Source organism: Shewanella alkalitolerans (assembly GCF_019457575.1).
In the GTDB taxonomy this organism is placed as follows: Bacteria; Pseudomonadota; Gammaproteobacteria; order Enterobacterales; family Shewanellaceae; genus Shewanella; species Shewanella loihica.
In genome coordinates this window covers 3860766-3883998 of record NZ_CP080422.1, presented here as the reverse complement: position 1 = coordinate 3883998, position 23233 = coordinate 3860766, and the positions used below count along the sequence as shown (strand labels likewise).

Sequence of the window (23233 nt, the reverse complement as noted above, 5' to 3'; positions counted from 1 at the left end):
TAGTTTGTTGATGGCGAAAATATCTCTCACGCGGCTAGCTTCTCGGGCTAGCCGTCTGTTTTTTACAGGCTTGCTCGCCTTAGGGACCCAGCAGGCACTGGCCAGCGATGACCTGGCACCTCAGGTTCAGATAAGCAGCGATGACGGCACCGAGGCAGAATATGTTGCCGTGCCCTTCATCTTCGCCACCGAGAGCCTGAGTACCTCTGTAGGCGCCGCTGGTGTGGTCAAGCATGCGGGGCAGCGTCAGGCCTCCCTGTTTGCCCTAGGGCTGGGCACAGCCAACGACTCCTGGGTCACCTATCTTGGCGCCAACGACTATCAGCTGCCGGGTGTGGATAGCTGGTTGTTTTCCGGTGAGTATTACCGCGCCCGCTACACAGAAGGGATCTTCTACATTCCAGGGCAGGAGGTGGGACGCGCCGCCGATGCCCCCGAGCGAGTGGTGACTCAGGGGGATGAATCCTTTGCCAGGCTGCACCTTAAATATGTGCTGCCCTGGGGGCGAGGCGCCAAGGGCGCGGCCGCTAGTTTGCGCAGCGCCCCAATAGGCAGCCACGAATGGAACCCACTCACCTCAGGGGTGAGCAGCATAGAGCTGACTCCTTTTTATACCGAGCAACGCCTGGAGGGATATGAGTCGCTGCCACAATCGGCCCGCGGCCTGGAGCTAGAGCTTGCCTGGGACAACCGCGACGATCGCGAGAACAGCAAGCAGGGCGGGCGCACCAGCCTGACCCTGACCCGCGACTGGGGCAGCAGCCAGCGTCAGAGCTGGACCACCTGGGAGTTTGAGCAGAGCCTCTATCTGTCCCTAGGGCAATCTGGCTGGTTCGACAGTCGGGTATTGGCCTTTAACTTTTATCTCGCCGACACCCCTACCTGGAACGACTATGATCCGAACAGTCAGACCAACGGGCGTCCGCCAGGATTTGCCGGGGTGGGCCTGGGGGGCTTTAAGCGCCTGCGTGGTTACAGTGGCGATCAGTTCACCGGCCGCAGCGCCTTGCTCTATGCGGCCGAATATCGGCTAGAGCCCAAGTGGCAGCCATTGCAGAGCCTGCCCGTGTTTCGCTGGTTCGATATTCCCTGGTGGCAGTGGACGGCATTTGTCGAGGCGGGCAAGGTGAGCGATGAGTTTGCCTTAGATAGCCTGCACAGCCAGATGAAAACCAGCTTCGGCGCCGGTATTCGTTTCGAGGTGGAAGGTGTGGTGGTGCGTACGGATCTCGCCATCGGCGAGGAGGAAAGCCAGTTCTGGGTCATGGTGAACCAGCCTTTCTAGCCATTACTTGAGTATTGCTGCGCTGGTTAGCCTTCGAAGCAGATCTCTATGTAGGCGGTGCCGTAGATGCTGCCAAAGGGCATGATGATCTTCTGCCCGTCCGACTTGTGGGCTATGGTGTGGTTCTTACCCGACACCACTATGGGGGTCGCCATATCGAACTCGTAGCCCTTATCGCTTAGCAGATTCTTGGCGCCGCCGGTCACCATGTTGGTCAGCTCACCCACCAGATCCGTCACCTCTTCGTCTATGCTCTCCGGCTTCTCCCCTAGCATCTTGTTCATGATCTCCAAGATCAAGGTTTCTTCGAAGGTGATCGACAGCGAGCCCTTGGTCTGAGGGCCGACCATGCCGATCAGGCCTGACACATCGCCCTTGGCCAGGTTATCTTTTTTCAGGTTAGGTTTGCCGGGTTTGAGCTCCATGTTGGCCATGGTCTTGAGCACATTGAGCAGGGAATCGAGAAAAGGATTGATAAAGTCTACATTCATCGCAGGTGCAGCCCCTTCTGGTGATAACAGATCGCAGCATATCGGACTTTAAGCTTAGGTGATAAATGGGCGTAAAGCCTGCTTGCTCTGTAACACCATAACATAAAGCTCTGGCGGGGCGACAAATCTTTTATATCTAACTTACTAATGGTAAAGATATTTGTGAGCTGCTGTTTGTTTTTGTCGCCCAAGGCGTATAAGGATGACGGCTAAGGCTTGCCCAATTCACCCATTTCGCGCTAGCCTCGACAGCATTAACGCCCGCTAATGTTAGGAGCAGCCATGTCAATGCTTCCCACACACTATACCCATGTGCAATTTAACGCCCCAGGCGGGCCCGAGGTGCTAGAGCTGGCGCAGAGTCCCTTGCCTGCCATAGCGCCGGATCAGCTGCTGATCAAGGTGGAATATGCCGGGGTGAATGGCCCAGATGTCGCCCAACGCCGCGGCCTCTATCCACCGCCAACCGGTGCCAGCGAGATCTTGGGCCTGGAGGTGTCAGGCACAGTAGTGGCCAAGGGCGAGCAGGTGACCGGCTGGCAGTTGGGGGACAGGGTGTGCGCCCTGGTACCCGGCGGTGGCTATGGCGAGTATGTGGCGACCTGGGCGGTACACTGCCTGCCTATTCCCAGTGGGGTGACCATGGCTCAGGCGGCGGCCCTGCCCGAGACCTTCTTCACCGTGTGGGGACACATGTTCATGCGCGGCGGCCTTAAGGCGGGTGAGACTGTGCTTATTCATGGTGGCTCGGGCGGTATCGGCTCGGCGGCGGTCACCTTAGCGAAACAATTCGCTGTTAAGGTGCTGGTCACCTGCGGCAGTCAGGAGAAGATTGACTACTGCCTCGCCCTGGGGGCCGACCACGGCTTTAACTACCACGACGAGGATCTGCTGGCTCAGATAAAGGCGGTGGCGCCTCAAGGGGTAGATCTGGTGCTGGATATGGCCTCGGGTGACCTAATCGATCTTAACCTCAAGGCGCTGGCGATCGAGGGGCGCCTGGTCACCATCGCCCAGCAGCGGGGCAGGCGCGCCGAGGTGGATGTGGCGCTCTTGATGGCCAAGCGCATCTGCTGGACGGGGGCGACCCTGAGGCCGCAATCGGTGGCGGCCAAGCAGGCGATCGCCGATGGCCTGCGTGAGCAGGTGTGGCCTAAGTTCGACACCCAGGAGGGCAGCAGCCTGGTGCCTCACCTGTTTGCCGAGTTTGCGCTGGGTGATGCGGCCAAGGCCCACGCCCTGATGGAGTCGGGGCAACACAGAGGAAAGCTGGTACTCAAGGTGGCGAATGACTAGCCGTCAACGGGTGTGACAAGCCGCGCGCTCATGGGGGCTGAGCGGTCTGTTAACTTTGGTATAAAGTAGGTTAGAAAAAACTTGAATAACTGATTTGATCGGCTAAATTCGTTACTAGTATCTACCGAGTGAACATTTTGATAGCAATTAAATAAAATAGATCCATTTGGCTATTGATTTCTGGCGGTATTTATTAAAAATGTGTGGGCTATTGTCCAGAGGCGTTTGTGGCGATGGCAGTGACTAAGCTAACTGTTGTCAGCTTTATAATTTTATATTGGTATGTGTTGATTTAAGGGTATTAGCATATATGTATGACACGTCTAAAGAACCTGTTTGGTATGGTGAACTTCGTACGGCTCGAGGTAATACTATCCTCATTCACGACAAAGAGTTTCCCGAAGCCACGGCGGGACGAGTTTATCTCTATAACACGGTAAGAGATGCCGTGATTGAATATGCCGAGGACATCGTTAAGGTGAACCTGCATGACCTTACGGAAGAGGAACTTAAGGCCGCTAAAGCTGAATATGACGCGAACTGGTTAGCGACCCGAGCCGCCTTCATGCAGCAGCATGCCGGTTGGGTTGAGGCGATTCATGCTAAACCTGCACCAGCGCCTAAGAAGGTGAAGGTGGATGCCGAAGAAGGTGCCAGCGATGACGACGATGATGATGTCGAACTCGAAGTCGATAGCCTGGACGACGGCTATGATGATTGGTCTGACGATGACGACCGCAATTAGGCAACCTGCCAGGACTCCTGCTTAGTTAGCCGCCATCCTTAGGTAAGAGGTTCCGGTCCCTCTGGAACCCCTACCTAAATCTTTTTTACTTCTCTTATCTCTTTTCCCGTTAGCATCTCATTTGATGAGATCGAACTGATAGCGACTCATGTGGTGATACACCTCGCCCGGCATCAGCCAAGGCGTGCCCACTAGGTGTGCCTGATTGGGGGCATCGGGCAGTTGCTGTGGCTCGACGCATACCGCCTGATATGAGGCCAGTCTTTGTCCTTGTTTGCCAAGGGTGCCCTCGAGGAAGTTACTGCCGTAGATCTGCACACCTGGCTGATTGGTGTAGAGGGTCATGCGTCTGCCTGAGGCCGGGGCGCTGACAGTGCCGAATCGGCTCAGGGCCTTACCGTCATGATTGGGCGTCAGGTAGCAGTGATCTATGCCCCTTGTCGGCTCGGCTTCCAGCGCCGTCTTCAGGCTCGCGAGGGACTGACCCTGGCTGAGATCCAGCGGCGTACCGGCTACCTGAGTCACATCTGTTGGGATCCCCTGCTCATCTGTGGTGAGGTAATGCTGGCTGTCGCTCTGGATAATATGTCCCAGGCTGCTGCGCTCGCTTGCACCTTCCAGGTTGAAGTAGCTGTGCTGGGTCAGGCTGATGGGGCAGGGTTTATCTGTGCTGGCGAGGATCTCCACATAGAGGTTGTTGCCCACCAGGCGGTAGTCGAGCTGGACATTGGCGTTACCGGGAAAGCCCATGTCGCCATCCGGGCTGAACAGGCTGAGGCGCACGCCATCGCTGAGTTGGCCGATATGCCACTGCTTACGGTTGAAGCCCTCGCGGCCACCGTGCAGGCAGTTGTCCTGATGGTTGTTGTCCAGACAGAATGCTTGACCGTCCCGGCTCAGGCGGGCGCCTGCGATGCGGTTGGCGTAGCGTCCGGCGATGGCGCCTAGATGGGCGTCTTGGGTCAGATAATCCTGGGCGCTGTCGCAGCCCAGCACGATATTGCCACGCTCGCCCTGGTTATCCGGCGCCCAGAGGGAGCGGATAATGCCGCCGAGGCTGAGCACCTCGATGGCCAGGGTGCCGTTGTCTATGATGATGCGTTCAATCTGGCCACCACGGGGATCGTTCCAGGCATCGAGCGGGCGAAAACGTACCATGATAATCTTTTCCTTAAGCGATTAAAGTTGGGATCCTATTGTATTATCTCGCCCCTGGACGAGGGCATGAATACGTATTCTAAACAGCGATTTACACCTAAGGCTCAGCGATTAATAGAGCTCCTCGTCCAACCTTGAGGCGCCCTGGCTCGCCGAGCAGAGGTAGACACTGGCTTCCAGGCCTGTCGCCGCCTGATATTGGCGCTCGACCGCCTCGACCACGGCGTCGGTAAGGTCGTGATCTACCAGTGCTACGACGCAGCCGCCGAAGCCGCCACCCGTCATGCGCACGCCGCCGCGATCGCCGACCACGGCGTCGATGATCTCGACCAGCTTGTCGATCTCGGGCACGGTGATCTCAAAGTCGTCACGCATCGATTGGTGCGACTGGGCCATGAGCTCGCTCAGCTTGGCGATGTTACCCGCCTCCAGTGCGTGGGCGGCGTTCTGGGTGCGGCGGTTTTCGCTCAGCACATGGCGCGCCCGGCGGTAACAGACCTCCGGCAGCTCATCCTTGGCCCCTTCCAGGGTACGCAGCTCAAGATGGCGCAGGCTCTCGATGCCGAAATGCTCGGCGACTTGTTCGCATTGTTCACGGCGCAGGTTATATTCGCTGTCTACGAGACCGCGGGGGACGTTGGAGTTGACTATGATCAGGCTTAGGCTTTCGGGGATGGGCACTGGCTCACAGTCGAGATCTTCACAGTCGATCAGCAGGGCATGCTCCTCTTGAGCCATGGCGCTGATCATCTGATCCATGATGCCGCAGGCGCAGCCAACATATTGGTTTTCGCCGCGTTGGGCCATCTGGGCCACCGCCAGCGGCGATAGCCTGAGCTGGCTGCAATCGTTAAGCGCGGTGCCGAAGGCGATCTCCAGTGCCGCCGACGAGGAGAGACCCGCCCCGAGGGGGACGCTACCCACGACCGCCAGATCCATCCCCTTGGCAGGCAGACCGCTGGCCGATACCGCCGCGGTAAAGCCCTTTAAGTAATTGATCCAGCTGTCGTTGGGGTCCATCTCACCCTCCTGGCCGAAGTGCCAGGTGTAGATCTTGCCGGGAAAAACGTCGGATACGGCGCGGAACTTGTCGTCGTCGCGCTGTTTCACTGCGATAACGGTTCTAAAGTTGATGGCGGCGGGGAGGACGAACCCATCGTTGTAATCTGTATGTTCGCCGATCAGGTTAACCCGGCCCGGCGCCTGATACAGGTCATCGGCCGTGGTACCAAAGGTCTGCACAAAAAGTTTATTGGCGCGCTGTGCGGTATTCGACATTGGTGTTGAACTTCTCAGAAAAAGTTAGCGTTCTCTGCCCCTTTGGGCAGTCTTGTTCATGGTGGTAACAACCATGAGTCATCCTTGTCATTTTTATATCACGTCTCAGTCATTGATGTAACTGAGATTTGTCAGCCGGGATCGGGAAAATATCGCCGACTGGCTCTAGTGTTAACCAGATGTTTTATCTTGGCCACTTGCCGAGCCATCATGGGCTCGGCAGGGAAAACCAGGAACGGGTCTGTTTGCTCTAGCCAAATAGCTTAGTCCAGGGTGGGCTCGGCAACGGGGGCGACGACAGACTGGGCAAACAGGCGACTCAAGACCAGAGTAACCAGTATGGTCGCCAGCAGGGTGATCGCCATCAGGTGAATGAAGTGCAGCGGGCTCCAGACGAAGGTGAACAGGGCATAGAGCAAGACCCCGAAGACCAGACCCCATTTTATCGCCTTGGCACTGACATTTTTGAAGACTAGCGCACAGATAAAGGCCGCCAGTACCGGCATCGAGTAGAGGCCGTTGAGCTGTTGCAGTAGGGCGATTATGCTCTCGGAGCGGGCAAACAGGGGCACCAGGGCGACCGAGATCAGGGTGAACAGCAGAGCGACCCGGGTGCCTATCTTGCGCACGTCGGCATCGGCATTGATGTAGTTTTGGTGGATGTCGCAGGTGTAGAGGGCGGCGGCCGAGTTGAGGCAGGAGTTGAAGGAGCTGAGCACGGCGCCGGCGATCACGGCGGCGAAGGCGCCAGAGAGCCAGCTAGGCAGCAGGTCGCCCACTAGTTTGCCGTAGGCCACGTCGCCCACATCGCCATAGAGCTTAAAGGCGACTATGCCCGGCAGCACCACGATCACCGGGATGATCAGCTTCATCACCACGGCGGCGTACAGGCCCTTCTGCGCCTCCTTCACCGACTTGGCGGCCAGGGCGCGCTGGGTGATCACCATGTTGGTGCCCCAGTAGAAGATCTGAATGAAGATCATCCCGGTGAGCAGTGTCGACCAGGGAATATCCGACTGGCTATCGCCGATCAGGGTCAGGCGTTCCAGCGGGACGCCAGAGAGATCCCAGTCCACGGCATGCATCGCCAGGTAGGAGACCGCCAGCCCCATCAGGATCAGCCCCAGGCCGTTGAGGGTATCTGAGATGGCGATGGCTCTCAGGCCGCCGAAGATGGCGTAGATGGCGCCCACCACGGCGAAGATGATCGCCAGCACTGTGACAGAGATGGAGAGGCCGAACATGGATTTCATGAACAGCGAGCCAGTGTAGAGCACCACCGGCAGCAGGATGAAGGCGTAGCCCAGCATGAAGAGCACAGAGACCATGGCGCGGATCCCCTTGTCCTGATACTTACGCTCCAGCAGCTCTGTGGTAGTGGTGCAGTTGTAGCGGTAATAGATGGGGATCAACCACTTGGCCAGGATGATAAGACCGATTGCGGCGGCGATCTCCCACCAGGCGACCAGCAGGGTCTGGGCGCCATTCATGCCGACGATCTGCTCGGCGCTGATGTTGGTCATCATCAAGGAGCCTGCCACCACTATCCAGCTCAGGCCGCCGCCGGCGAGAAAGTAGTCGCGGCTGTCGTTGGCGTCGCGGGTCACCTTGCGACACTTGAGGTAGGTGATCAGGGCGACCAGCCCTGTGAGGGCGACGAAGATCGCCACCTGTATTGTCTGTTCCATCTGCTTGCTTCCTTATTGTTATTGTCTTGCCAGGGTGCGGATATCGTCATCGCTGCCCACTGGCATCAGGGTAAAGCCGAAGCGGATCGGCTCGGCCTTGATGCGGTAGGGCCCGTGCACAGGACGGCCCCAGGAGGTATCACCGCCGACGCCCATCTGGCGGTAATCGATATTCCAGGTGACGAACTGCCGAAGCGGGATCTCGGCGCCGTGGTTGCGGGTGACGGCCACCAGACTCGAAGCTGAGTCCTGGGCATCGCCGCGGCGAAAATCTATGTCGGCCTGGGCGAAGGGCCAGAGGCTGGTCTGTAGGGTCGCGATCTCGTCTGCCTCCTTGCTGTCCTGTTCTCCTGTTTGAGCCTGGTTAGCGATCGCTAGCCATCCTTGACTCTGATGATCTGTCACCGCGGCGTAGCGCACCTGGGTACGCTGGCCCGTCTCCTGGGGTCTTGGGTATCTGTGATAGGTTTGCTCTATCGGCAGGGCATACCAGCCCAGGGGATTGCCCGACTGGCGATCGGCGTAGGTCTCCTCCGGGCCGCGGCCAAAGTAACTCAGGTATCTGTGCTCAAAGCCTAGCCGGGTGTTGAAACCGAAGCGGGGCAGATCGGCGAGCGGCTTATTCCCAGGGATAAATTGGCTGTCGATAGCCAGGCGCCTTGCATTATCTAGGCTATAGCGGGTGCGCAGGCTAAAGCCCATGTTGGCATGGCTCTGGCTGATGGTCAGCCCAAGGGCGGGATCGGCGTCGATCGCCGTGACTTCTAGCTCAGTTGCCGCGTCTTGCCAGGCGCCGGCCCACTCGGGCATCTGGTTACCCAGATCGTTGTCGGTTGGCGCGCGCCAGAAGTTGGCCATCAGTGGCGCCTTAAGCTGAGGCTCACCCTCTTGGTAGATCTGGGTTAGCCAGCCGCTGCGTTTATCGAACTCATAGCTCAGCTCACCCGAGGTGAGGCGATAGCTGCCGCTATCTTCGCTTATCTTGGCCTGGTTTTTCTTTACTTGATAAGCGGCTTTTGCCCCGGAGCGTGGCAGGGCGAACTGCTCGAAGGCGATGCGGTGATCGCTCGGCAGCAGCGGCCTCGGAGCATCGACCAGCACCTCGAGTAGCAGGTGATACTCGAAGGGGGCGCTAAGGATCTTTTTATCCGGAAGGGTGAAGCTGACACGGGCCTGCTCGCCGGGGGAGAGTGTCGGCATGGCCTGGCGTTTGCTCGCGATGATCTTGCCATCTCGCTGCAGCGTCCAGTTCAGGCTCAGGCCTGAGGTGGAGGCAAAGTCGAAGCCGTTGATGAGATTCACCCAGGCCTTATCACCCTCAACCTTAAAGTCTCTCAACTTGATGGGTTGATAGACCTTTTTCACCTCACTCAGGTGGGGATGGGGGTTACGGTCGGGATCCACCAGGCCGTTGTTGAGGAAGTTGCCGTCTGTGGGCATATCGGGGTGATAGTCCTTACCGTAGGCCCAGTACCTCTGACCTAAATCGTTACTGAAGGCCAGCGCCTGATCCACCCAGTCCCAGATGAAGCCGCCCTGCAGCTGGGGATAGGCCTCTATTACATCCCAGTAGTCTTGCAGGTTGCCTACCGAGTTGCCCATGGCGTGGGCGTATTCGATCATGATCAGCGGCCGGTCGCTGGCGCGCTCGGCGTATTCGCGTATCCGCTCGATGGAGGGATACATGGGGGCGACGATATCCGTGTAAGGCGCCTCGCCCGCCGGTTCATACTGCACAGGTCGACTGGGATCCCGCTGCTTTATCCACTGGTAGAGGCGCTCGAACAACTTGCCTTCACCGGCCTCATTACCCAGAGACCAGATAATCACCGAGGCGTGATTCTTATCGCGCTCGACCATACGCTCGATACGCGCCTGATGGGCGGGCAGCCAGCTCATCTCGTTGCCCAGCTGGGTCTTGTCGTCTATCGCCAGCGGGTGGGACTCTATGTTGGCCTCATCGATCACATACAGGCCGTAGCGGTCGGCGAGGCTGAGCCAGTAGGGATGATTCGGGTAGTGGCTGGAGCGCACCGCATTGATATTGTTCTGCTTCATCAGACGGATATCCAGCTCCATGGTCTCGCGGCTGACCACATGGCCGGTTTGGGGATCTGTCTCGTGACGATCCACGCCGCGTATGGTGATCGCCTTGTTGTTGACCTTGAGCTGACCATTTTCGATGGCGATCCTGCGCACGCCTATCTGCTGACTGGCGACCTGAAGCGTCTCTCCCGCCTCTGTCTTGAGGGTCAGGATGAGCCGGTACAGATTCGGGGTCTCGGCGTTCCACAGCTTGGGGGATTTTAGGGTCTGGCTAAAGTCGAGCTTGGCATCGCCTTTCAGGCTCAGGCGCTGGTTAGCTTTCGCGACCTGTTTGCCCTGGGGATCCAACAGGCGCGCCTCTAATTCAAGGGCTCTTACTTCTGGCTGGTGGCTGGCGAGATTTACCCTGATGGCAAGCTCGGCTTGGGTGAGATTCTCGTTTAAATGAGTGATAACCTGGATATCTTCTATGCGCTGCTTGGGCGTGGCATAGAGGTAGACCTCGCGCTCTATGCCCGTCATGCGCAGCATATCCTGGCTTTCCAGGTAACTGGCGTCGCTCCAGCGGATCAACTGCATGGCGACGAGATTGTCACCCGCTTGCAGGTAGGGGGTGATGTCGAACTCAGCCGGGGTCTTGGCGCCTTGGCTGTAGCCGACCTCCCGGCCGTTGACGAACAGGGTGAGGGCCGAGCGCGCCGCGCCTATATGGATGAACACCTGTTTCTGCTGCCAATGGGCGGGCAGGGTAAAGGTCTTGCGATAGAGGCCTGTGGGGTTGTGATCATTTGGTGCATCGGGCCACTTAGTGTCGAAGGGATAGCGCTCGTCGAGGTAGATGGCGTGGCCGTAGCCCTGAGTCTCGAAATTGCCCGGCACCTGTATGCTACCCCAGTGGCTGGCATCAAACTCGGGAGCGGCGAACTCTTTGGGTGTGGCATCGGGATTCTTGGCTAGATGAAAGCGCCAGCGGCCGTTGAGAGCCAGATAATGCTGGCTGTGGTCCATTTCATCTAACAGCGCCAGAGGCTCTGATTCATAACCGAAGAAGCTGGCATGGGGCGCCAGCTTGTTGACCTCGAATAGGGTGTGATCCTGCCAGCGATCCCTTGCCAGCGCCGGGTTGGAGACTACCAGCCCAAAGACTAGAGAGAATGCAAGTGTATAGGAGAGTCTCTGTAGCAGAGAGAAGCGGTTGATCATTGTGGCGTGTCCTTACGTTGCCAGGTGATGGCAATAAAATCCAAAGTGGGGCTGATGGCGATCCGAGAAGGGCTGTGATGGTGCGGCGTCGGCGGGATAAGCTTAGTTACCGCCTGCCAACCAGACAGCTCTTGCTGCGGCGTCTCGGTTATGTTTTTATCAGCGCCGGCCAACGGCGGGTAAGGCCAGCTGCGAAGTACAGCGCCCTCAAGGTTAAACAGCCAGCCATCGCTACTCCAGGCATAGTCTTCACTGCCCTGGCCCAGGTCGATAAGCGGCGTGTGGCTGCCAGATTCTGGGTCGAACAGGGTGACGACTCGCTCGCCATCCATGCGTTTCTTAAGGTAGCTGAACTGCTTGATACTCGGCAGGGCGTGCAGGCTGCGCCCGACATCGCTCACCACGAAGTGGCGCTCGTCGGCACTTTCGCCAACCGGCTCATAGTAGAGGTTATAGCCATATCTGGCCCAGATCAGGGTGCCGATACCCTCTAGCCTGGCGTAATAACCTGCTGGGATCAGGCTGTTTACCGCGCGCTGGGGAGCCTTATTATCAATCAGCGACTGTTGCCAGATGCTCTGGTGGGGCACGCCCTGCTCGGCCACATAGGTAAGGCCCTGTGAGATCAGACCCTGTGAGGTGAGGCCCTGTGATATTAGCTGAGGCGAGTATTCGCTGATCTCTTGGGTGTGGGTTAGGGCGGTTATCTCGCCCGTGTCGATGTCGAATCGGTAGATGTCGTTATGATCACCGGCGCGATCGGAGGCGAACACCAGCTGCTTGCCCTTGGGGCCAAATGCAGCCTGATTGTCGTAACCCGAGCGGTCGCTGACACTGATAGGCTCGCCGAGTCGCCAGTGGGGGGCCTCGACCTGTTTGGTTAAGGGATAGAGCCAGATGTCGTAGCCCGCGGCGCTGACCTGAGCGGTCGCGCCAGCTAACAGGCAGAAGCTGGTTTTGAGTATGTTTCCGAAAGTATTGTATTGATTAGTTTTTTGTTTTTTTGTCGGCACAGTATTGTACTTCCCATCTTATCGCAGGATGGCAAGTACAATACAAGATATTTAGAATAATGTATACAATCTATGATTTGAGCGCAGTTAGGGCTAGCCTGTGGTCTCCTGAGGCTCGACGGCGATATCGGCCTCGTGCTGCTTGCCGGACTTGAGCTCGCAAACCACATGCTCGACAAAACCGGCGCCGGCGGCCTCGTAGAGGTTGAAAACGCTATGCACCCCGGCGGCCTTGAGGGACTGGGCATCCTCGCTGTATTGCACGATCGCGCTGAGCTTGCCCTGATAATCTAGGCGTTTTAGTTGCTCCACCGCAAACTGGTTACCCGCGTGGTGGGGCATGGCCAGTAGCACCAGCTCGAGATTCGGCGCCCTGTCCAGCTTTTCCCAGAAGTCGGTATCCGAGGCGTCGCCCTGTACCACGTTACGTCCCTGCTGGCGGTGGAAGTCCACCAGATCTTGCTTGTGTTCTATCCCCAGGATCTCGCCGTCAAACTGGTTGGCCAGCTCGTCGTAGGCACCGCTACCGATACGCCCCATCCCCAGGATGAGGAAGCGTGGGTTGCCCACGGGGATCTGTCTGTCTTCGGGGTGCAGCGGGTGTCTTTCCAGCTTCTGCAAGCGACTCTGAAACTTCTGATACAGGCGGGCCGAGGCGGCGTTAAGGGGTGCGGCAAACAAAAAGCTGAGGCTGAGGGCCACGGCCAGGATCACCAGCCATTGCCCGGGTAGCCAGCCCTTGCTGGTGGCCACGGCGGCGACGATCAGGCCAAATTCGCTGTAGTTGCCCAGGTTGAACGAGGTCATCAAGGAGGTGCGCGAACGCAGCCTGAAGTGGGTCAGCAGATAGAGGAAGAGCACTATCTTCACCGGCACGATAAGCACCAAAAGCGCCGCCAGGCCGATGTCGGCGAAGCTTGGCAAGCCATTGAGCCCGACCGTGAGGAAGAAGGCCACCAGAAACAGCTCTTTGAAGTAGAAGAGCGACTTGGCCAGCTCAGACGACTTGGCGTGACCCGCCAGCAGTATGCCTATGATAAGCGCGCCCAGATCCGGCTTGAGGCCGACCAGTTCGAATAGGCCGGCACCCACCACCAGGGCCATCACCAGGCCGAAGAGCACCAAGAGCTCGCCGTGACCGACCTTGTCGAACGCCTTGTAGATGAGCGGCTTGGCGAAGGGCAGCAGCAGGAGTCCCAGGGCCCAGATGGAGGGAATATCCCCCTTGGAGATGGTGAGGAAGGCGACGGCGAAGATATCCTGCATGATCAGAATACCAATGGCGACACGGCCATAGAGTGACTGCATGTCACCCTTATCTTCGAGCACCTTGACGGCGAAGATGGTGCTGGAGAAGCTCAGCGCGAAGGCCAGCAGGGTCAGCTGATTGAAGGCCAGGCCACTCAGCTGCTCCAGCCCCAGTAGGCCGAGCAGCTTAAGCAGGGGCACCAGGAAGATGATGGATCCCATCAGATGCAAGCTGGATCCCGCCCACACCTCGGCCTTAAACAGGCTGCGAATATCCAGCTTGAGGCCGATGGCAAACAGCAGCAGGGTGACACCCAGCTCCGCCAGCTGCTCCAACAGGGGCAGGCTGCTCTCGTCGATGCCGAAGAGGAACAATACGAAGCCCGCGACCAGATAACCTATGAGTGGTGGTAAACCGATACGACTGACAAGCATGCCACAGGCTAAGGTGATGATGAGGATGGCGGGTTCCATGTTGCTCCTAGAGGTCCGTGAGGTATACCCCTGATTGTATAGGAATTGGGTTAACTATAAATGAAAACTTTGATGAGCGAGCTATCTTTTAGCTCTTAATAAAAAACCTCCCGTAGGAGGTTTTTATGTAGTTTATACGAGGCCGACTGAGCTTACTTGGCTAGCAGGTGATCCAGATGGGCGGCAAACTCCGCAGGCTTCATGAAGCCGGTGACGCGCAGCTCGTCGCGGATCTCGCCCTTGGCATCGAACATCAAGAGGGTAGGTAGGCCCAACACCTCGTAGTGCTCAAGTAGCTCGATATCGATGGCATCGTTTTTGGTCACGTCGGCCTGGAGGAACACCATCTGCGACAGACGAGCCTGCACCTCAGGGTCGACGAAGGTGATCTTCTCAAACTCCTTACAGGCGACACACCAGTCGGCGTAGAGATCCAGCATCACAGGCTTACCCTGGGCACTGGCGGCGGCCACCTCGGCCTGCAGATCTTCAAGGCTCTTGATGGTCTTGTGGCTCACCTTATGGCTGACCGCACCCGTATGGGCCTGGTAGCCCAGGCTGGCCATGACGGCCTGGAAGCCATAGGAGAAGCTGCCCAGCAGGGTCATCAACAGCAGTACGGAGCGCACCGTCTGCTTCCAGTTAAACTCGGTGAGTTTGTTCTGATGCATCAGGTAAGCGGTCAGACTGACGCCCCACAGGGCCCAAAGCAGATCCGATACCAGTCCGGTCCAGATACGGCCTATCATCAGGATAGAGACGGCGATCAGCAGGAAGCCGAACACTGTCTTGATCACATCCATCCAGGCACCGGCACGTGGCAGCAGCTTACCGCCCGATGAGCCGATGATCAGCAGCGGCAGACCCATGCCCATGCTGAGCACATAGAGGGCCAGGAAGCCTTGCATCAGGTCGCCGGTTTGCGCCACATAGACCAGGGCGCCCGATAGCGGCGCCGTGGTGCAAGGGGATGCCACCAGACCCGAGATGATCCCCATGACAAACACACCCAGGACGTTGCCGCCCTTCTGGTTGTTAGAGAAGCGGTTCATCTTCTCCTGCCAGCTAGACGGCAGGCGTAGCTCGTACAGGCCGAACATGGAGAGGCTGAGCACTAAGAAGAGGATTGCCAGCCCCACCAACACGGCAGGGTGTTGCAATGCGGCCTGATATTTCATGCCCGCCGAGGCGACGATAAGCCCCAGCAGCGAATAGGTGATCGCCATCCCTTGCACATAGACCATGGAGAGGCTGAAGGCCTTGCCGGTAGAGAGCTTCTCACCCTGGCCGACGATAATGCCAGACAGGATTGGGTACATGGGGAAGACGCAGGGGGTCAGCGCCAGGCCTATGCCCAGGCCGAAGAAGATCACTAGGGTCCACAGCAGGTTGTCGCCAGATAGCATCTGGCTGAGAGAGTCCTGCTGGGTGATAGGTGCCTGATTGCTTGCAGTTTCACTCGCAACTGGTGTCGCCTTCATCGCCTCTGGCAGCAGACCTGCATTGGCGGCGACCTGAGTCAGGGGCGCGCTACGTGTGGTGGGCGGGAAGCAGAGCTTACCCTCGGCGCAGCCCATGAAGGTCACGCTGATATTGGCCTCTGCCGTGGCTTCCTTGAGAGCCACAGGCACCTCGACGTATGAGTAGTAGACCTCCTGCTCGCCGAAATACTCATCGCTGTGGGGCTTGCCCTTAGGCAACTGGATCTCACCCAGGGTCGCGCCGTCGGCGGCGAACTTGAGCTTGTCGCGATACAGGTAGTAACCGTCGGCGATCACCCAGCTGATCTTGACCAGGTTGCCCTCTTGTTGGGCATCGAAGACGAAGGCCTGATCCACAGGCATCAGCTGAGGTTCATCTTTAAGAAAATCAAACTTACTGTTGCTGAACAGGCTTTCACTTTGCGCCCCGGGGGCGATCAACAGCAGGGTCGAGAGGAAGAGGAACAGTATTTTCTTCATGATAGTGAGGTTTCTTTTATCCATGCTAAGTAAGCCGCCGAACCTGTGTGGATCTCTGTGGCGATCAGCTCGGGAACTTGGTAGGGGTGCAGCGACAAGAGGAGTTGCTCCAACTTGTCGTAATGACGGGCGAGACATTTTATCTGCAGGCACACCTCTGTCTCCTGACACACTTCACCCTCCCAGGTGTAGAGTGAGGTGACGGGGGCGGAGATCTGAATACAGGCCGCCAGCTTGGCTTCCACTAAGGCGCGGGCCAGGGTGCTGGCCGTTTCATTGTCCGGGCAGCTGGTGGTGACGAGTAGACATTTTTCCTGCATCTGTTGCTTTTACCCTGTATGGTCATTAATTGGGCGTTAAGGTAACCGGGTTATACTGGCTCACAAGGGTATCGTGAGCGATAGCTACTTTACGTGTTTTGTCGGCGACTTGCATTAAGCTATTGCTAAAATAGTGAGCTTATCCCAAGTTTGTCACTGAGATAAATTCGCTAAAAAAGCCGTCCGACTTGAAAGTAGACCCGTTCGCCCCCATTTAGTTTTCAATCAATTAGAAATTTCGTCAGTTTGTGAGGTCAGCGTGTTTTTCATCCTATTGATTATCTTTGTTCTCATTCCCGTTATTGAGCTCAATGTGCTGATCCGCGTTGGCGAAACCTTAGGCAGCTGGACAACCGTGGGCCTGGTGATCTTCACCGCCGTGGTGGGGGTCTCTCTGGTGCGTAGTCAGGGGATACACACTCTGATGCAGGTGCAGCAGAAGTTGGCGCGCGGCGAGGCGCCGGGTCAGGAGATCGTCGAGGGCATGATGCTGGCCATGGCCGGTCTATTGCTGCTGATCCCAGGTTTCGTGACCGACTTTATAGGTTTATTGCTATTAACCCCGCTCACCCGAGCGCCCATCGCCGCCTTCCTCTACAAGCGGATGCAGGTCAAGGTGAGTCAACAGGGGGGCTTTCATGGCCAGTTTGGGCAAGGGCCATTTGGGTCAAATGGTTCGGCCGGTGGCCGTTCGCCCTTCGACCGCTCTCCCTTCAATGAGCAGGGCAACACCTTCGACGGCGACTTTGAGCGCAAGCCAGATCCTTCCGATAAGCTCGATGAAGAGCGTCAGTTAGGCGACAAGCCAGAGGGCGATAAGGCGAGCGACGAGGACAAGCGCGAGCCGAAGTAAATCGGCTTAGCCATTAGGCTTCAAGTTGAGCCATTATTCATCTAGCTGGGCCATCACTTCCTTGGGGTTTCTGGGGTAGAAGTGGTCCGTCTTCCTGTCGATATGTTGAAAACGGCGGGTGTTCTTGTAGGGGAGTTTCATGAAGCCCGAGACGCCTTTCCCTTGAATCTTATCCACATGGCTGAGGATCCTGTCCAGGCTCGCCCTGAAGGCGGCCTGCTTACGGGGATTCAACAGACGCAGATAGCTGTGGATCTTCATATGGTTAGGTAACACCTCAAAGATGATGCAGCCGGTGTGGTGGATCTGGTTTATCCAGCCAAGCTCTGTCATGATCTCCTTAGGCAGCTCCAGATTTTCATCCGGGTCGCGGCCATCCTCGAAGTAGGAGTGCAGCCGGGACTTATCCTCCAGCGAAGGCACATCGCCCACCTCGAAGGGCAGCTGCTGATCTGGGTTCGGCCTGAAGGGCTGACTGGTGTCGTCGCGCTCCAGATGCAGGGTGTCGCGGGCGTTGAAGAAGCAGGCCTTAAACACCCCGATACGGCGGATGCCCCGTGCCAGGGTCACCATGTTGTTCACCGCCAGGATGAGCGCCGCCTTCTCCTCGGCGTTATAGGTGGCCAGGTTAGAGTCGATAAAGACCCCGGACTCCTGCCAGTGGATCGCCAGTCCGCCAACCAGCGAATATTGGCCCACCCGGCTGACCGCGGCGATAAAGCCCTTCTCTGTATCTCCCATGCCCGCCATAAAGTTGCGGTAGTACTTTTCCAGCTGGAGATCGTCCATCTTCTCTATCGGCTCATCCTCGTTGTGCTCCCGCAGGAAGGATTTACGCGAGCTGTAGGTGACAGTCTCCACATCTTTGGCCTGCTTGAGGGTCCATACTGGGATCTCAGGCTGCAGTGGCGCCGTGGGCAGATCCGGCAGATGCAGACGATGGCTATGGGCCATGCTTTTGAGAAAGTAATCCCCGGCCCGGTTGCGGGTGGCAGGATCCTCGCTGAGCATGCCGTCCAGGGTGCGGGCCAGCTCTATGGGCAGGCCTATGCTGCTGGCGGGGATCACCTTGCTGCCGAATCGGCTGGCCTGACCCGAGGCCAGGGCGTAGAGGGTCGCCGCCACCCCTTGTTCGTCGAACCTGGGGCTGGAGAGGGCGCCGCTAAGCTGCTCCTCACCGATGAAATAGACATCCCCCATGCGGGCGTTGGTGTGTTGCTGATCGCTGGAGAGCAGATCCATCACGTTGCTGTTGACCGGATTACCCTCGCCGTCACGCTGGGCAAATACCGCCGAGCCCCAGTCGATCAGCGAGAGATGATCCCGCTCCATGTCGTACACCAGGTTAGAGGGCTTGATGTCGCCATGTACCAGGGGGCGGCCGTTGTGCAGATAGTTGAGGATCTGCGCTAGCTGGCGGGCGATACTGACTATGATGCGCGCCGGCAGGGCGCCATGTCTGAGGCAGAGTTTGTCGAGATCTTCCCCCGGCGCCCTAGCCATCACCAGGATCCCCTGCTTGCCCACATGTTCAAACTTGATCACCGGCGGCACATTGGGGTGGATCACCTGGGAGAGCATATAAGCCTCCTCCTCCAGCCTGTCCTGGATCTGCTGGGGCAGGGTGATTCGGGAGAACTTGAACACGTGTGCCTGGCCGTGGCCATTGATGCCAGCGAACACGAAGCCGTAGGCGCCCTTGCCCACCAGTTCGATATCTGAGTAGCCCAGCTTACTTAGCTGCTGTTTACAGAGCCTGATCCACGCCCTGTGTTTGCGGGCGTCATCGGCCTTGAGCAGGTAGATAGACTGCTCTTCGGAGATATAAAAGTGTTGTAGCTCAGGGCTGGGGGCTTGGCTGTTGGGCATGGGTCATTTCACTGAATATCGATATGTTTTTATAGCAAGAAGCGGCGGCCAGGTACAATAGCTAGATTTTTCAGCAGTGCGATGCCTAACCGATATTTTCGTATGAGATGTTGACCTATATCAATTCTGTTACATACACATACAGGTAACCTGAAGCTAATATAAAACTAAGCTTCATTTTTGAGCGACTTTGATGAGTGAGGAGGGCGAAATGACGGAACTAAACAAAGCCCTATTGATTGAATTATTAGAATATCCGAGGAAGCGCATCGTGCAGTCGATGGAGCTAAAGTTTTGTCCTCACGCGGGTTTTTTCAACAGCACAGACCCCCAGTGCATCCACTGCTATCAAGGGATGGAGTGCGTCTGGATGAACCATAACGACGAGCTGGTGGCCGTCGAACGCAAGTCGGTTGCCGAGCTGAAGCAACAGCTGCTGATCGCGGTCGATTTTATCGATTCTAGCCTCACCCCCCATCACCTGTCGCGCCGTAACTGCGAATGTGAAAACTGTGTCTGGCTCAGACGGGTACAAAAAGTCTTAGATATTCAATAACGACCAAGAGAAAAGCTTGCCGAAATAATCGGTAAGCTGGCATCTTGGCCGACGAGAGATTAGAGTAGCCTGCATAATGAGACACTTGCTTATGCGGAGCTAACGATGCAACCCAGTTTTTGGCACGACAAATGGGCCTCACAGCAGATAGGTTTTCATCTCGACGAGGTCAACGCCCTTCTTATCGACTATTGGCCGCAGCTCAAGTTAGCTGCCGGCAGTCAGGTTTTCGTTCCCCTGTGTGGTAAAACCTTAGATCTCTGTTATCTGGCCGAGCAGGGGCTGGAGGTGATCGGCTGTGAGCTGAATCAGGGCGCGGTGGAGCAGTTCTTCAGCGACAACGAGCTGCCGGTCGAGCGTCAATCGAGCGGCGAGCATGAGTGTTACCGCACCGAGCAGGTGAGCATCTACCAGGGGGATCTGTTCCGTCTGCCAAAAGAACCCCTGGAAGCGGTGAGCGGTTTTTATGACAGGGCGGCGCTGATCGCCTGGCCGCCTGAGATGCGCCAGCAGTATGTGGAGTGCCTGGCCGGTTTATTGCCGCCTAAGAGCATAGGCTTGCTGATCACCTTAGACTATCCCCAGGAAGCGCTAAACGGCCCACCATTTGCGGTATCGGATGCCTGGATTCAGGAGCATATGAGCCCCTATTTCGAGATCGAGTGCCTCAGCACCCAGGATGTACTGGCCGAGAATCCAAGGTTCGTGAAGAAGCAGGTGCCCTGGCTGACCGAGTCTGTCTATCGTCTGGTGAGGCGTTAAGCTACAGCAACTTAAGCTACAAAAACTTAAGCTAAAGAAACTTAAGCTAAAGAAACTTAAGCTATAAAAAATTAAGCGTTAGAAAGCAAAAAGGCGACCAGAGGTCGCCTTTTTCATCAGAGCCTGGGGCTCATCGAATTAGAAGTCGTAACGAACACCAACGGTGAAGATGTTGTCGTCTTCTAGGTCAACTTTAACGCCAGCAACTTTGTGGTCGCCTTCGTACATTGCATAGTGACCGTAGATCAGAGTTGATTTAGCTACGCGGTAGTCAGCACCCACAGTGATGTTAGTCACGTTGATGTCAGTACCAGCTACACCAGAGATGTTTTTGTAGTACTTACCGAAACCAGCTTCGTCTTTACCGTACTCAGCTTTCAGGTTAACGCCGTTCAGGTTGTAGGCAACGTTTACGAAGTAAGTGTTGTTGTCTGTAGAACCGTCTTTAACGCTTTCAGAGTTTTGGAATAGACCGCCAACTTTGAAGTCGCCTAGCTTAACTTGAGCAACACCACGGTATGCGTCGATACCAGAGATGCCTTTGTTGTAAGCTACTGCAACATAGTAGTTTTGTGCCTTGAACTTCTTGTCACCCAGAGTCGCGCTTAGAGCGTACTGGTCATCAGCATTTTCAACGCCAGCCTGGTTGTTGTCAGTCATCAGGTAAGTCGCGTTCAGAGTGATCAGGTCAGCGATCTTTGGAGAGTAGTACCAGATACCGTCAGCGCTACGAGTTTGCGCGCCTACCAGACGGTCGATATCGGCGTTTGAGTTACCGAATAGGTCGATGCCACCTTCAGATTGCTTGAATACAGTGTCGTTACGACCAACAAGCAGGGTACCGGCTGCGCTCTTAAGACCTAGGAATGTGTTACGAGCCTTGAATACGTCACCTTTAGAAGAAGTATTCTCAACTTGGAATTCCATTTGGTAGATAACATCGATACCGTCAGAAATCTTTTCAGAACCTTTCACACCTAGGTGTGAGAAGTTGTTTTCAAGAATAGTACCATCTTTACCTTCTTGAGTAGTTGAACCCTTGTCAGAGTTAGTTAGGGTTAGGTCTAAACGACCGTAGAAGTTAGGGCCATCGGCTAGCGCGCCGAATGAGGTCAGTGCAATAACAGATGCTACTGATGCAGAGATTAGAGATTTTTTCATGTATTGTGCTCCCAAGAACTGAGTTCTTTTCCATTTTTTAATGGTTATTAACATAGTTTCCATAATTTGCTCCGAGGGTCCGTTCTCGTAACAAAGTTGGCCAGAAGTTTACAGTTTTATGGCAGCAAGAGTGTGGCGCAGATCAAATTTCTGCTTATCAAGGTTAGCTTTACGAGGAATTTGTGACAGATCTGTCTCATCCGTTTAAAAAACAGCCAATCCTTGTAAATTTAACGTATTACGCCTACTCCCAAAGGGGTATGTACTCTGCTGTTGATGTAAACAAACTGTAACTTATTAAGAAGTTGCTAAAATTGTAGGCGTTTTGCTTGAGAAAGCATAAATATGTTTAAAAAGTGTGCGCTTACGCACAGTTATTGCCTGTTATTTAGCTGAAAGGGACGAACAGGGGAGCAAGCAGGGGCAGCGCAGATAAAGCCACGCGGCGAGTAAAGCGGCTAGAAGAAAAGCAAAAAGGCGGCCCTTGGCCGCCTTTATTTAAGCTGGGGACGACTTAGAAGTCGAAGCGCATACCTATGGTGACTATGTCATTACCCAGATCTTGTTTCATGCCAGCCAGTTTCAGGTCACCATCATATTTAGTGTAGTGGCCATAAAACAGTGTGCTCTTACTGATACGGTAGTCGGCACCTATACTGAACTGTTGTAGATCTACGTCAGATACGGTTTCCATGCCCGCGCCATCGCTACCACCCACATAACGCTTCACATACTTGCCCAGACCCGAATCGTCCTTACCGTACATCGCCTTAAACTTCAGGTTGCCCATCACATAGGCGGCGTTGATAAAGTAGGTATCGCCTTCTAGGTTGGCGTACTTGCTGTCCACATGTTCACTGTTCTGATACAGGGCGCCTAAGATCACCTGACCCAGCTTCACCTGTGCTACGCCGCGATAGGCTTTCACATCGTCGATGTTGTCGTTGTAGGCCGCGGCAACATAGTAGTTCTGCGCCTTGAGCGCCTTATCACCTAAGGTGGCGCTGAGGGCATACATGTTGTCTGGTGCCACGCGCTCGTTGCCGTCATAGGTCACATAGTTGTCTTCCATCAGATAGGTGGCATTTAATGTGATGAGATCGGCGATCTTAGGCGAGTAGTAGGTGATACCGTCTGCGGTACGCGATTGACCGGCGGCCAGCAGATCGATATCTGAGTTGGTGTTACCGAAGAGGTCGAAGCCGCCTTCGGATGCCTTAAATACGGTGTCGTTACGACCCACAAGGGCGGTACCTATGACGCTTCTTAGCCCCAGGTAGGTGTTACGCGCGGCAAAGGTGTTGCCTGAGTTGTCATAGTTGCTGACACCAAACTCCATCTGGTAGATCACTTCCAGGCCGTCGGCGACTTTTTCGCTGCCCTTCACCCCTAACCAAGAGAAGTTGTTCTCTATGATGGTGCCATCTTTCTGGTTTTGGGTGGCGATGCCATTATCCGAGTGAGTGAAGGCAAGATCGGCACGGCCATAGAACTGAGGACCGTCGGCGAGCGCGGCGAATGAGGTGGCTGCGAGGGTGGCGAAAATGCTTGCCGATAGAACAGATTTTTTCATTGTCATCTTCCTGTAGCGATTATGGCCATCTCAAAGAGGGCCTTTGATTTTTTTAGCTAACGAGAGTCATGGGCCCAGAGGGAGCTTTCTTGGCCGCTTATGCTGTGTCGCGGCGTCAGTGTGCCCAGAAGTGCAATGTTGAGATGTGATCCGTGTCGCAAATCATTGGTTTTACGTGAGTTTTATTATGTTGTTTTACATTTAAAAACAGTGGGTTAATTTGCTCTTTACCCTGTGTCACCCTCTGCTTGCC

The 23233-nt window shown here is 56.0% G+C and carries 18 protein-coding genes; 6 read left to right on the top strand and 12 right to left on the bottom strand.

All coding sequences use genetic code 11. The annotated features are described in order from the left end of the window. The first annotated feature begins 10 nt into the window (after nt 1–10). Complete coding sequence (locus tag K0J45_RS16780) at nt 11–1285, top strand: BamA/TamA family outer membrane protein (protein ID WP_258406718.1); 1275 nt, start codon at nt 11–13, stop codon at nt 1283–1285. Nucleotides 1286–1311: 26 nt separating this feature from the next. On the opposite strand, the gene K0J45_RS16775 is transcribed toward K0J45_RS16780, so the two are convergent. Then, on the bottom strand, nt 1312–1776 hold the full coding sequence (locus K0J45_RS16775; protein ID WP_220043393.1) for a chemotaxis protein CheX: 465 nt from the start codon (nt 1774–1776) through the stop codon (nt 1312–1314). Between the two features lie 282 nt (nt 1777–2058). Here K0J45_RS16775 and K0J45_RS16770 point away from each other — a divergent pair, with 282 nt between their 5' ends. Together K0J45_RS16770 and K0J45_RS16765 are read left to right on the top strand one after the other, a co-directional pair. Continuing rightward, complete coding sequence (locus K0J45_RS16770; RefSeq protein ID WP_220043392.1) at nt 2059–3072, top strand: NAD(P)H-quinone oxidoreductase; 1014 nt, start codon at nt 2059–2061, stop codon at nt 3070–3072. A 310-nt stretch (nt 3073–3382) separates the two neighbouring features. After that, nucleotides 3383–3817, top strand: coding sequence for a hypothetical protein (locus K0J45_RS16765; protein ID WP_011867069.1), 435 nt, complete (start codon nt 3383–3385; stop codon nt 3815–3817). 117 nt (nt 3818–3934) lie between these two features. Here K0J45_RS16765 and K0J45_RS16760 read toward each other — a convergent pair whose 3' ends face one another. The 8 genes from K0J45_RS16760 to cutA form a co-directional block, all read right to left on the bottom strand. Continuing rightward, nucleotides 3935–4975 carry an aldose epimerase family protein gene (locus K0J45_RS16760; protein ID WP_220043391.1) on the bottom strand — a complete coding sequence of 347 codons (1041 nt, stop codon included), beginning with the start codon at nt 4973–4975 and terminating at the stop codon, nt 3935–3937. Between the two features lie 111 nt (nt 4976–5086). Then, the gene (galK, locus tag K0J45_RS16755; RefSeq protein ID WP_220043390.1) at nt 5087–6253 is read right to left on the bottom strand and encodes a galactokinase; all 1167 of its coding nucleotides are present in this window, start codon (nt 6251–6253) and stop codon (nt 5087–5089) included. A gap of 263 nt (nt 6254–6516) precedes the next feature. Continuing rightward, nucleotides 6517–7941, bottom strand: a complete 1425-nt coding sequence (locus K0J45_RS16750) for a solute:sodium symporter family transporter (RefSeq protein WP_220043389.1) — start codon at nt 7939–7941, stop codon at nt 6517–6519. Between the two features lie 18 nt (nt 7942–7959). After that, nucleotides 7960–11190 carry a glycoside hydrolase family 2 TIM barrel-domain containing protein gene (locus K0J45_RS16745; protein ID WP_220043388.1) on the bottom strand — a complete coding sequence of 1077 codons (3231 nt, stop codon included), beginning with the start codon at nt 11188–11190 and terminating at the stop codon, nt 7960–7962. Then, on the bottom strand, nt 11187–12203 hold the full coding sequence (locus tag K0J45_RS16740) for a TolB family protein (RefSeq protein WP_220043387.1): 1017 nt from the start codon (nt 12201–12203) through the stop codon (nt 11187–11189). The genes K0J45_RS16745 and K0J45_RS16740 overlap by 4 nt, the downstream gene beginning before the upstream one ends. A 93-nt stretch (nt 12204–12296) precedes the next feature. Continuing rightward, the gene (locus K0J45_RS16735; protein ID WP_220043386.1) at nt 12297–13925 is read right to left on the bottom strand and encodes a cation:proton antiporter family protein; all 1629 of its coding nucleotides are present in this window, start codon (nt 13923–13925) and stop codon (nt 12297–12299) included. Nucleotides 13926–14077: 152 nt separating this feature from the next. Beyond that, entirely contained in the window at nt 14078–15886 is a 1809-nt protein-coding gene (locus K0J45_RS16730) for a protein-disulfide reductase DsbD (RefSeq protein ID WP_220043385.1), read from the bottom strand. Next, nucleotides 15883–16206, bottom strand: a complete 324-nt coding sequence (gene cutA / locus K0J45_RS16725) for a divalent-cation tolerance protein CutA (RefSeq protein ID WP_220043384.1) — start codon at nt 16204–16206, stop codon at nt 15883–15885. Before cutA ends, K0J45_RS16730 begins: the two co-directional genes overlap by 4 nt. A 259-nt stretch (nt 16207–16465) precedes the next feature. Here cutA and K0J45_RS16720 point away from each other — a divergent pair, with 259 nt between their 5' ends. Further along, a complete protein-coding gene (locus K0J45_RS16720) occupies nt 16466–17059 on the top strand; it encodes an FxsA family protein (protein WP_220043383.1) in 594 nt (197 codons plus the stop codon). A 33-nt stretch (nt 17060–17092) separates the two neighbouring features. Here K0J45_RS16720 and K0J45_RS16715 read toward each other — a convergent pair whose 3' ends face one another. Further along, nucleotides 17093–18928: a protein kinase domain-containing protein gene (locus K0J45_RS16715; RefSeq protein WP_220043382.1), complete on the bottom strand. Its 1836-nt coding sequence runs from the start codon at nt 18926–18928 to the stop codon at nt 17093–17095. 211 nt (nt 18929–19139) lie between these two features. Here K0J45_RS16715 and K0J45_RS16710 point away from each other — a divergent pair, with 211 nt between their 5' ends. Further along, the gene (locus tag K0J45_RS16710) at nt 19140–19484 is read left to right on the top strand and encodes a hypothetical protein (protein WP_011867058.1); all 345 of its coding nucleotides are present in this window, start codon (nt 19140–19142) and stop codon (nt 19482–19484) included. A gap of 105 nt (nt 19485–19589) precedes the next feature. Further along, on the top strand, nt 19590–20246 hold the full coding sequence (locus tag K0J45_RS16705; protein ID WP_220043381.1) for a thiopurine S-methyltransferase: 657 nt from the start codon (nt 19590–19592) through the stop codon (nt 20244–20246). Between the two features lie 138 nt (nt 20247–20384). Here K0J45_RS16705 and K0J45_RS16700 read toward each other — a convergent pair whose 3' ends face one another. Together K0J45_RS16700 and K0J45_RS16695 are read right to left on the bottom strand one after the other, a co-directional pair. Beyond that, nucleotides 20385–21407, bottom strand: a complete 1023-nt coding sequence (locus K0J45_RS16700) for a porin (RefSeq protein ID WP_220045344.1) — start codon at nt 21405–21407, stop codon at nt 20385–20387. A 514-nt stretch (nt 21408–21921) separates the two neighbouring features. Then, nucleotides 21922–22980, bottom strand: coding sequence for a porin (locus K0J45_RS16695; protein WP_220043380.1), 1059 nt, complete (start codon nt 22978–22980; stop codon nt 21922–21924). Nucleotides 22981–23233 lie beyond the last annotated feature (253 nt).

Excerpts from the sequence above, each read along its gene's own strand:
- K0J45_RS16780 (WP_258406718.1), top strand. The coding sequence starts at position 11 with ATGGCGAAAATATCTCTCACGCGGCTAGCTTCTCGGGCTAGCCGTCTG.
- K0J45_RS16775 (WP_220043393.1), bottom strand. The coding sequence starts at position 1,776 with ATGAATGTAGACTTTATCAATCCTTTTCTCGATTCCCTGCTCAATGTG.
- K0J45_RS16770 (WP_220043392.1), top strand. The coding sequence starts at position 2,059 with ATGTCAATGCTTCCCACACACTATACCCATGTGCAATTTAACGCCCCA.
- K0J45_RS16765 (WP_011867069.1), top strand. The coding sequence starts at position 3,383 with ATGTATGACACGTCTAAAGAACCTGTTTGGTATGGTGAACTTCGTACG.
- K0J45_RS16760 (WP_220043391.1), bottom strand. The coding sequence starts at position 4,975 with ATGGTACGTTTTCGCCCGCTCGATGCCTGGAACGATCCCCGTGGTGGC.
- galK (WP_220043390.1), bottom strand. The coding sequence starts at position 6,253 with ATGTCGAATACCGCACAGCGCGCCAATAAACTTTTTGTGCAGACCTTT.
- K0J45_RS16750 (WP_220043389.1), bottom strand. The coding sequence starts at position 7,941 with ATGGAACAGACAATACAGGTGGCGATCTTCGTCGCCCTCACAGGGCTG.
- K0J45_RS16745 (WP_220043388.1), bottom strand. The coding sequence starts at position 11,190 with ATGATCAACCGCTTCTCTCTGCTACAGAGACTCTCCTATACACTTGCA.
- K0J45_RS16735 (WP_220043386.1), bottom strand. The coding sequence starts at position 13,925 with ATGGAACCCGCCATCCTCATCATCACCTTAGCCTGTGGCATGCTTGTC.
- K0J45_RS16730 (WP_220043385.1), bottom strand. The coding sequence starts at position 15,886 with ATGAAGAAAATACTGTTCCTCTTCCTCTCGACCCTGCTGTTGATCGCC.
- cutA (WP_220043384.1), bottom strand. The coding sequence starts at position 16,206 with ATGCAGGAAAAATGTCTACTCGTCACCACCAGCTGCCCGGACAATGAA.
- K0J45_RS16715 (WP_220043382.1), bottom strand. The coding sequence starts at position 18,928 with ATGCCCAACAGCCAAGCCCCCAGCCCTGAGCTACAACACTTTTATATC.
- K0J45_RS16710 (WP_011867058.1), top strand. The coding sequence starts at position 19,140 with ATGACGGAACTAAACAAAGCCCTATTGATTGAATTATTAGAATATCCG.
- K0J45_RS16705 (WP_220043381.1), top strand. The coding sequence starts at position 19,590 with ATGCAACCCAGTTTTTGGCACGACAAATGGGCCTCACAGCAGATAGGT.
- K0J45_RS16700 (WP_220045344.1), bottom strand. The coding sequence starts at position 21,407 with ATGAAAAAATCTCTAATCTCTGCATCAGTAGCATCTGTTATTGCACTG.
- K0J45_RS16695 (WP_220043380.1), bottom strand. The coding sequence starts at position 22,980 with ATGAAAAAATCTGTTCTATCGGCAAGCATTTTCGCCACCCTCGCAGCC.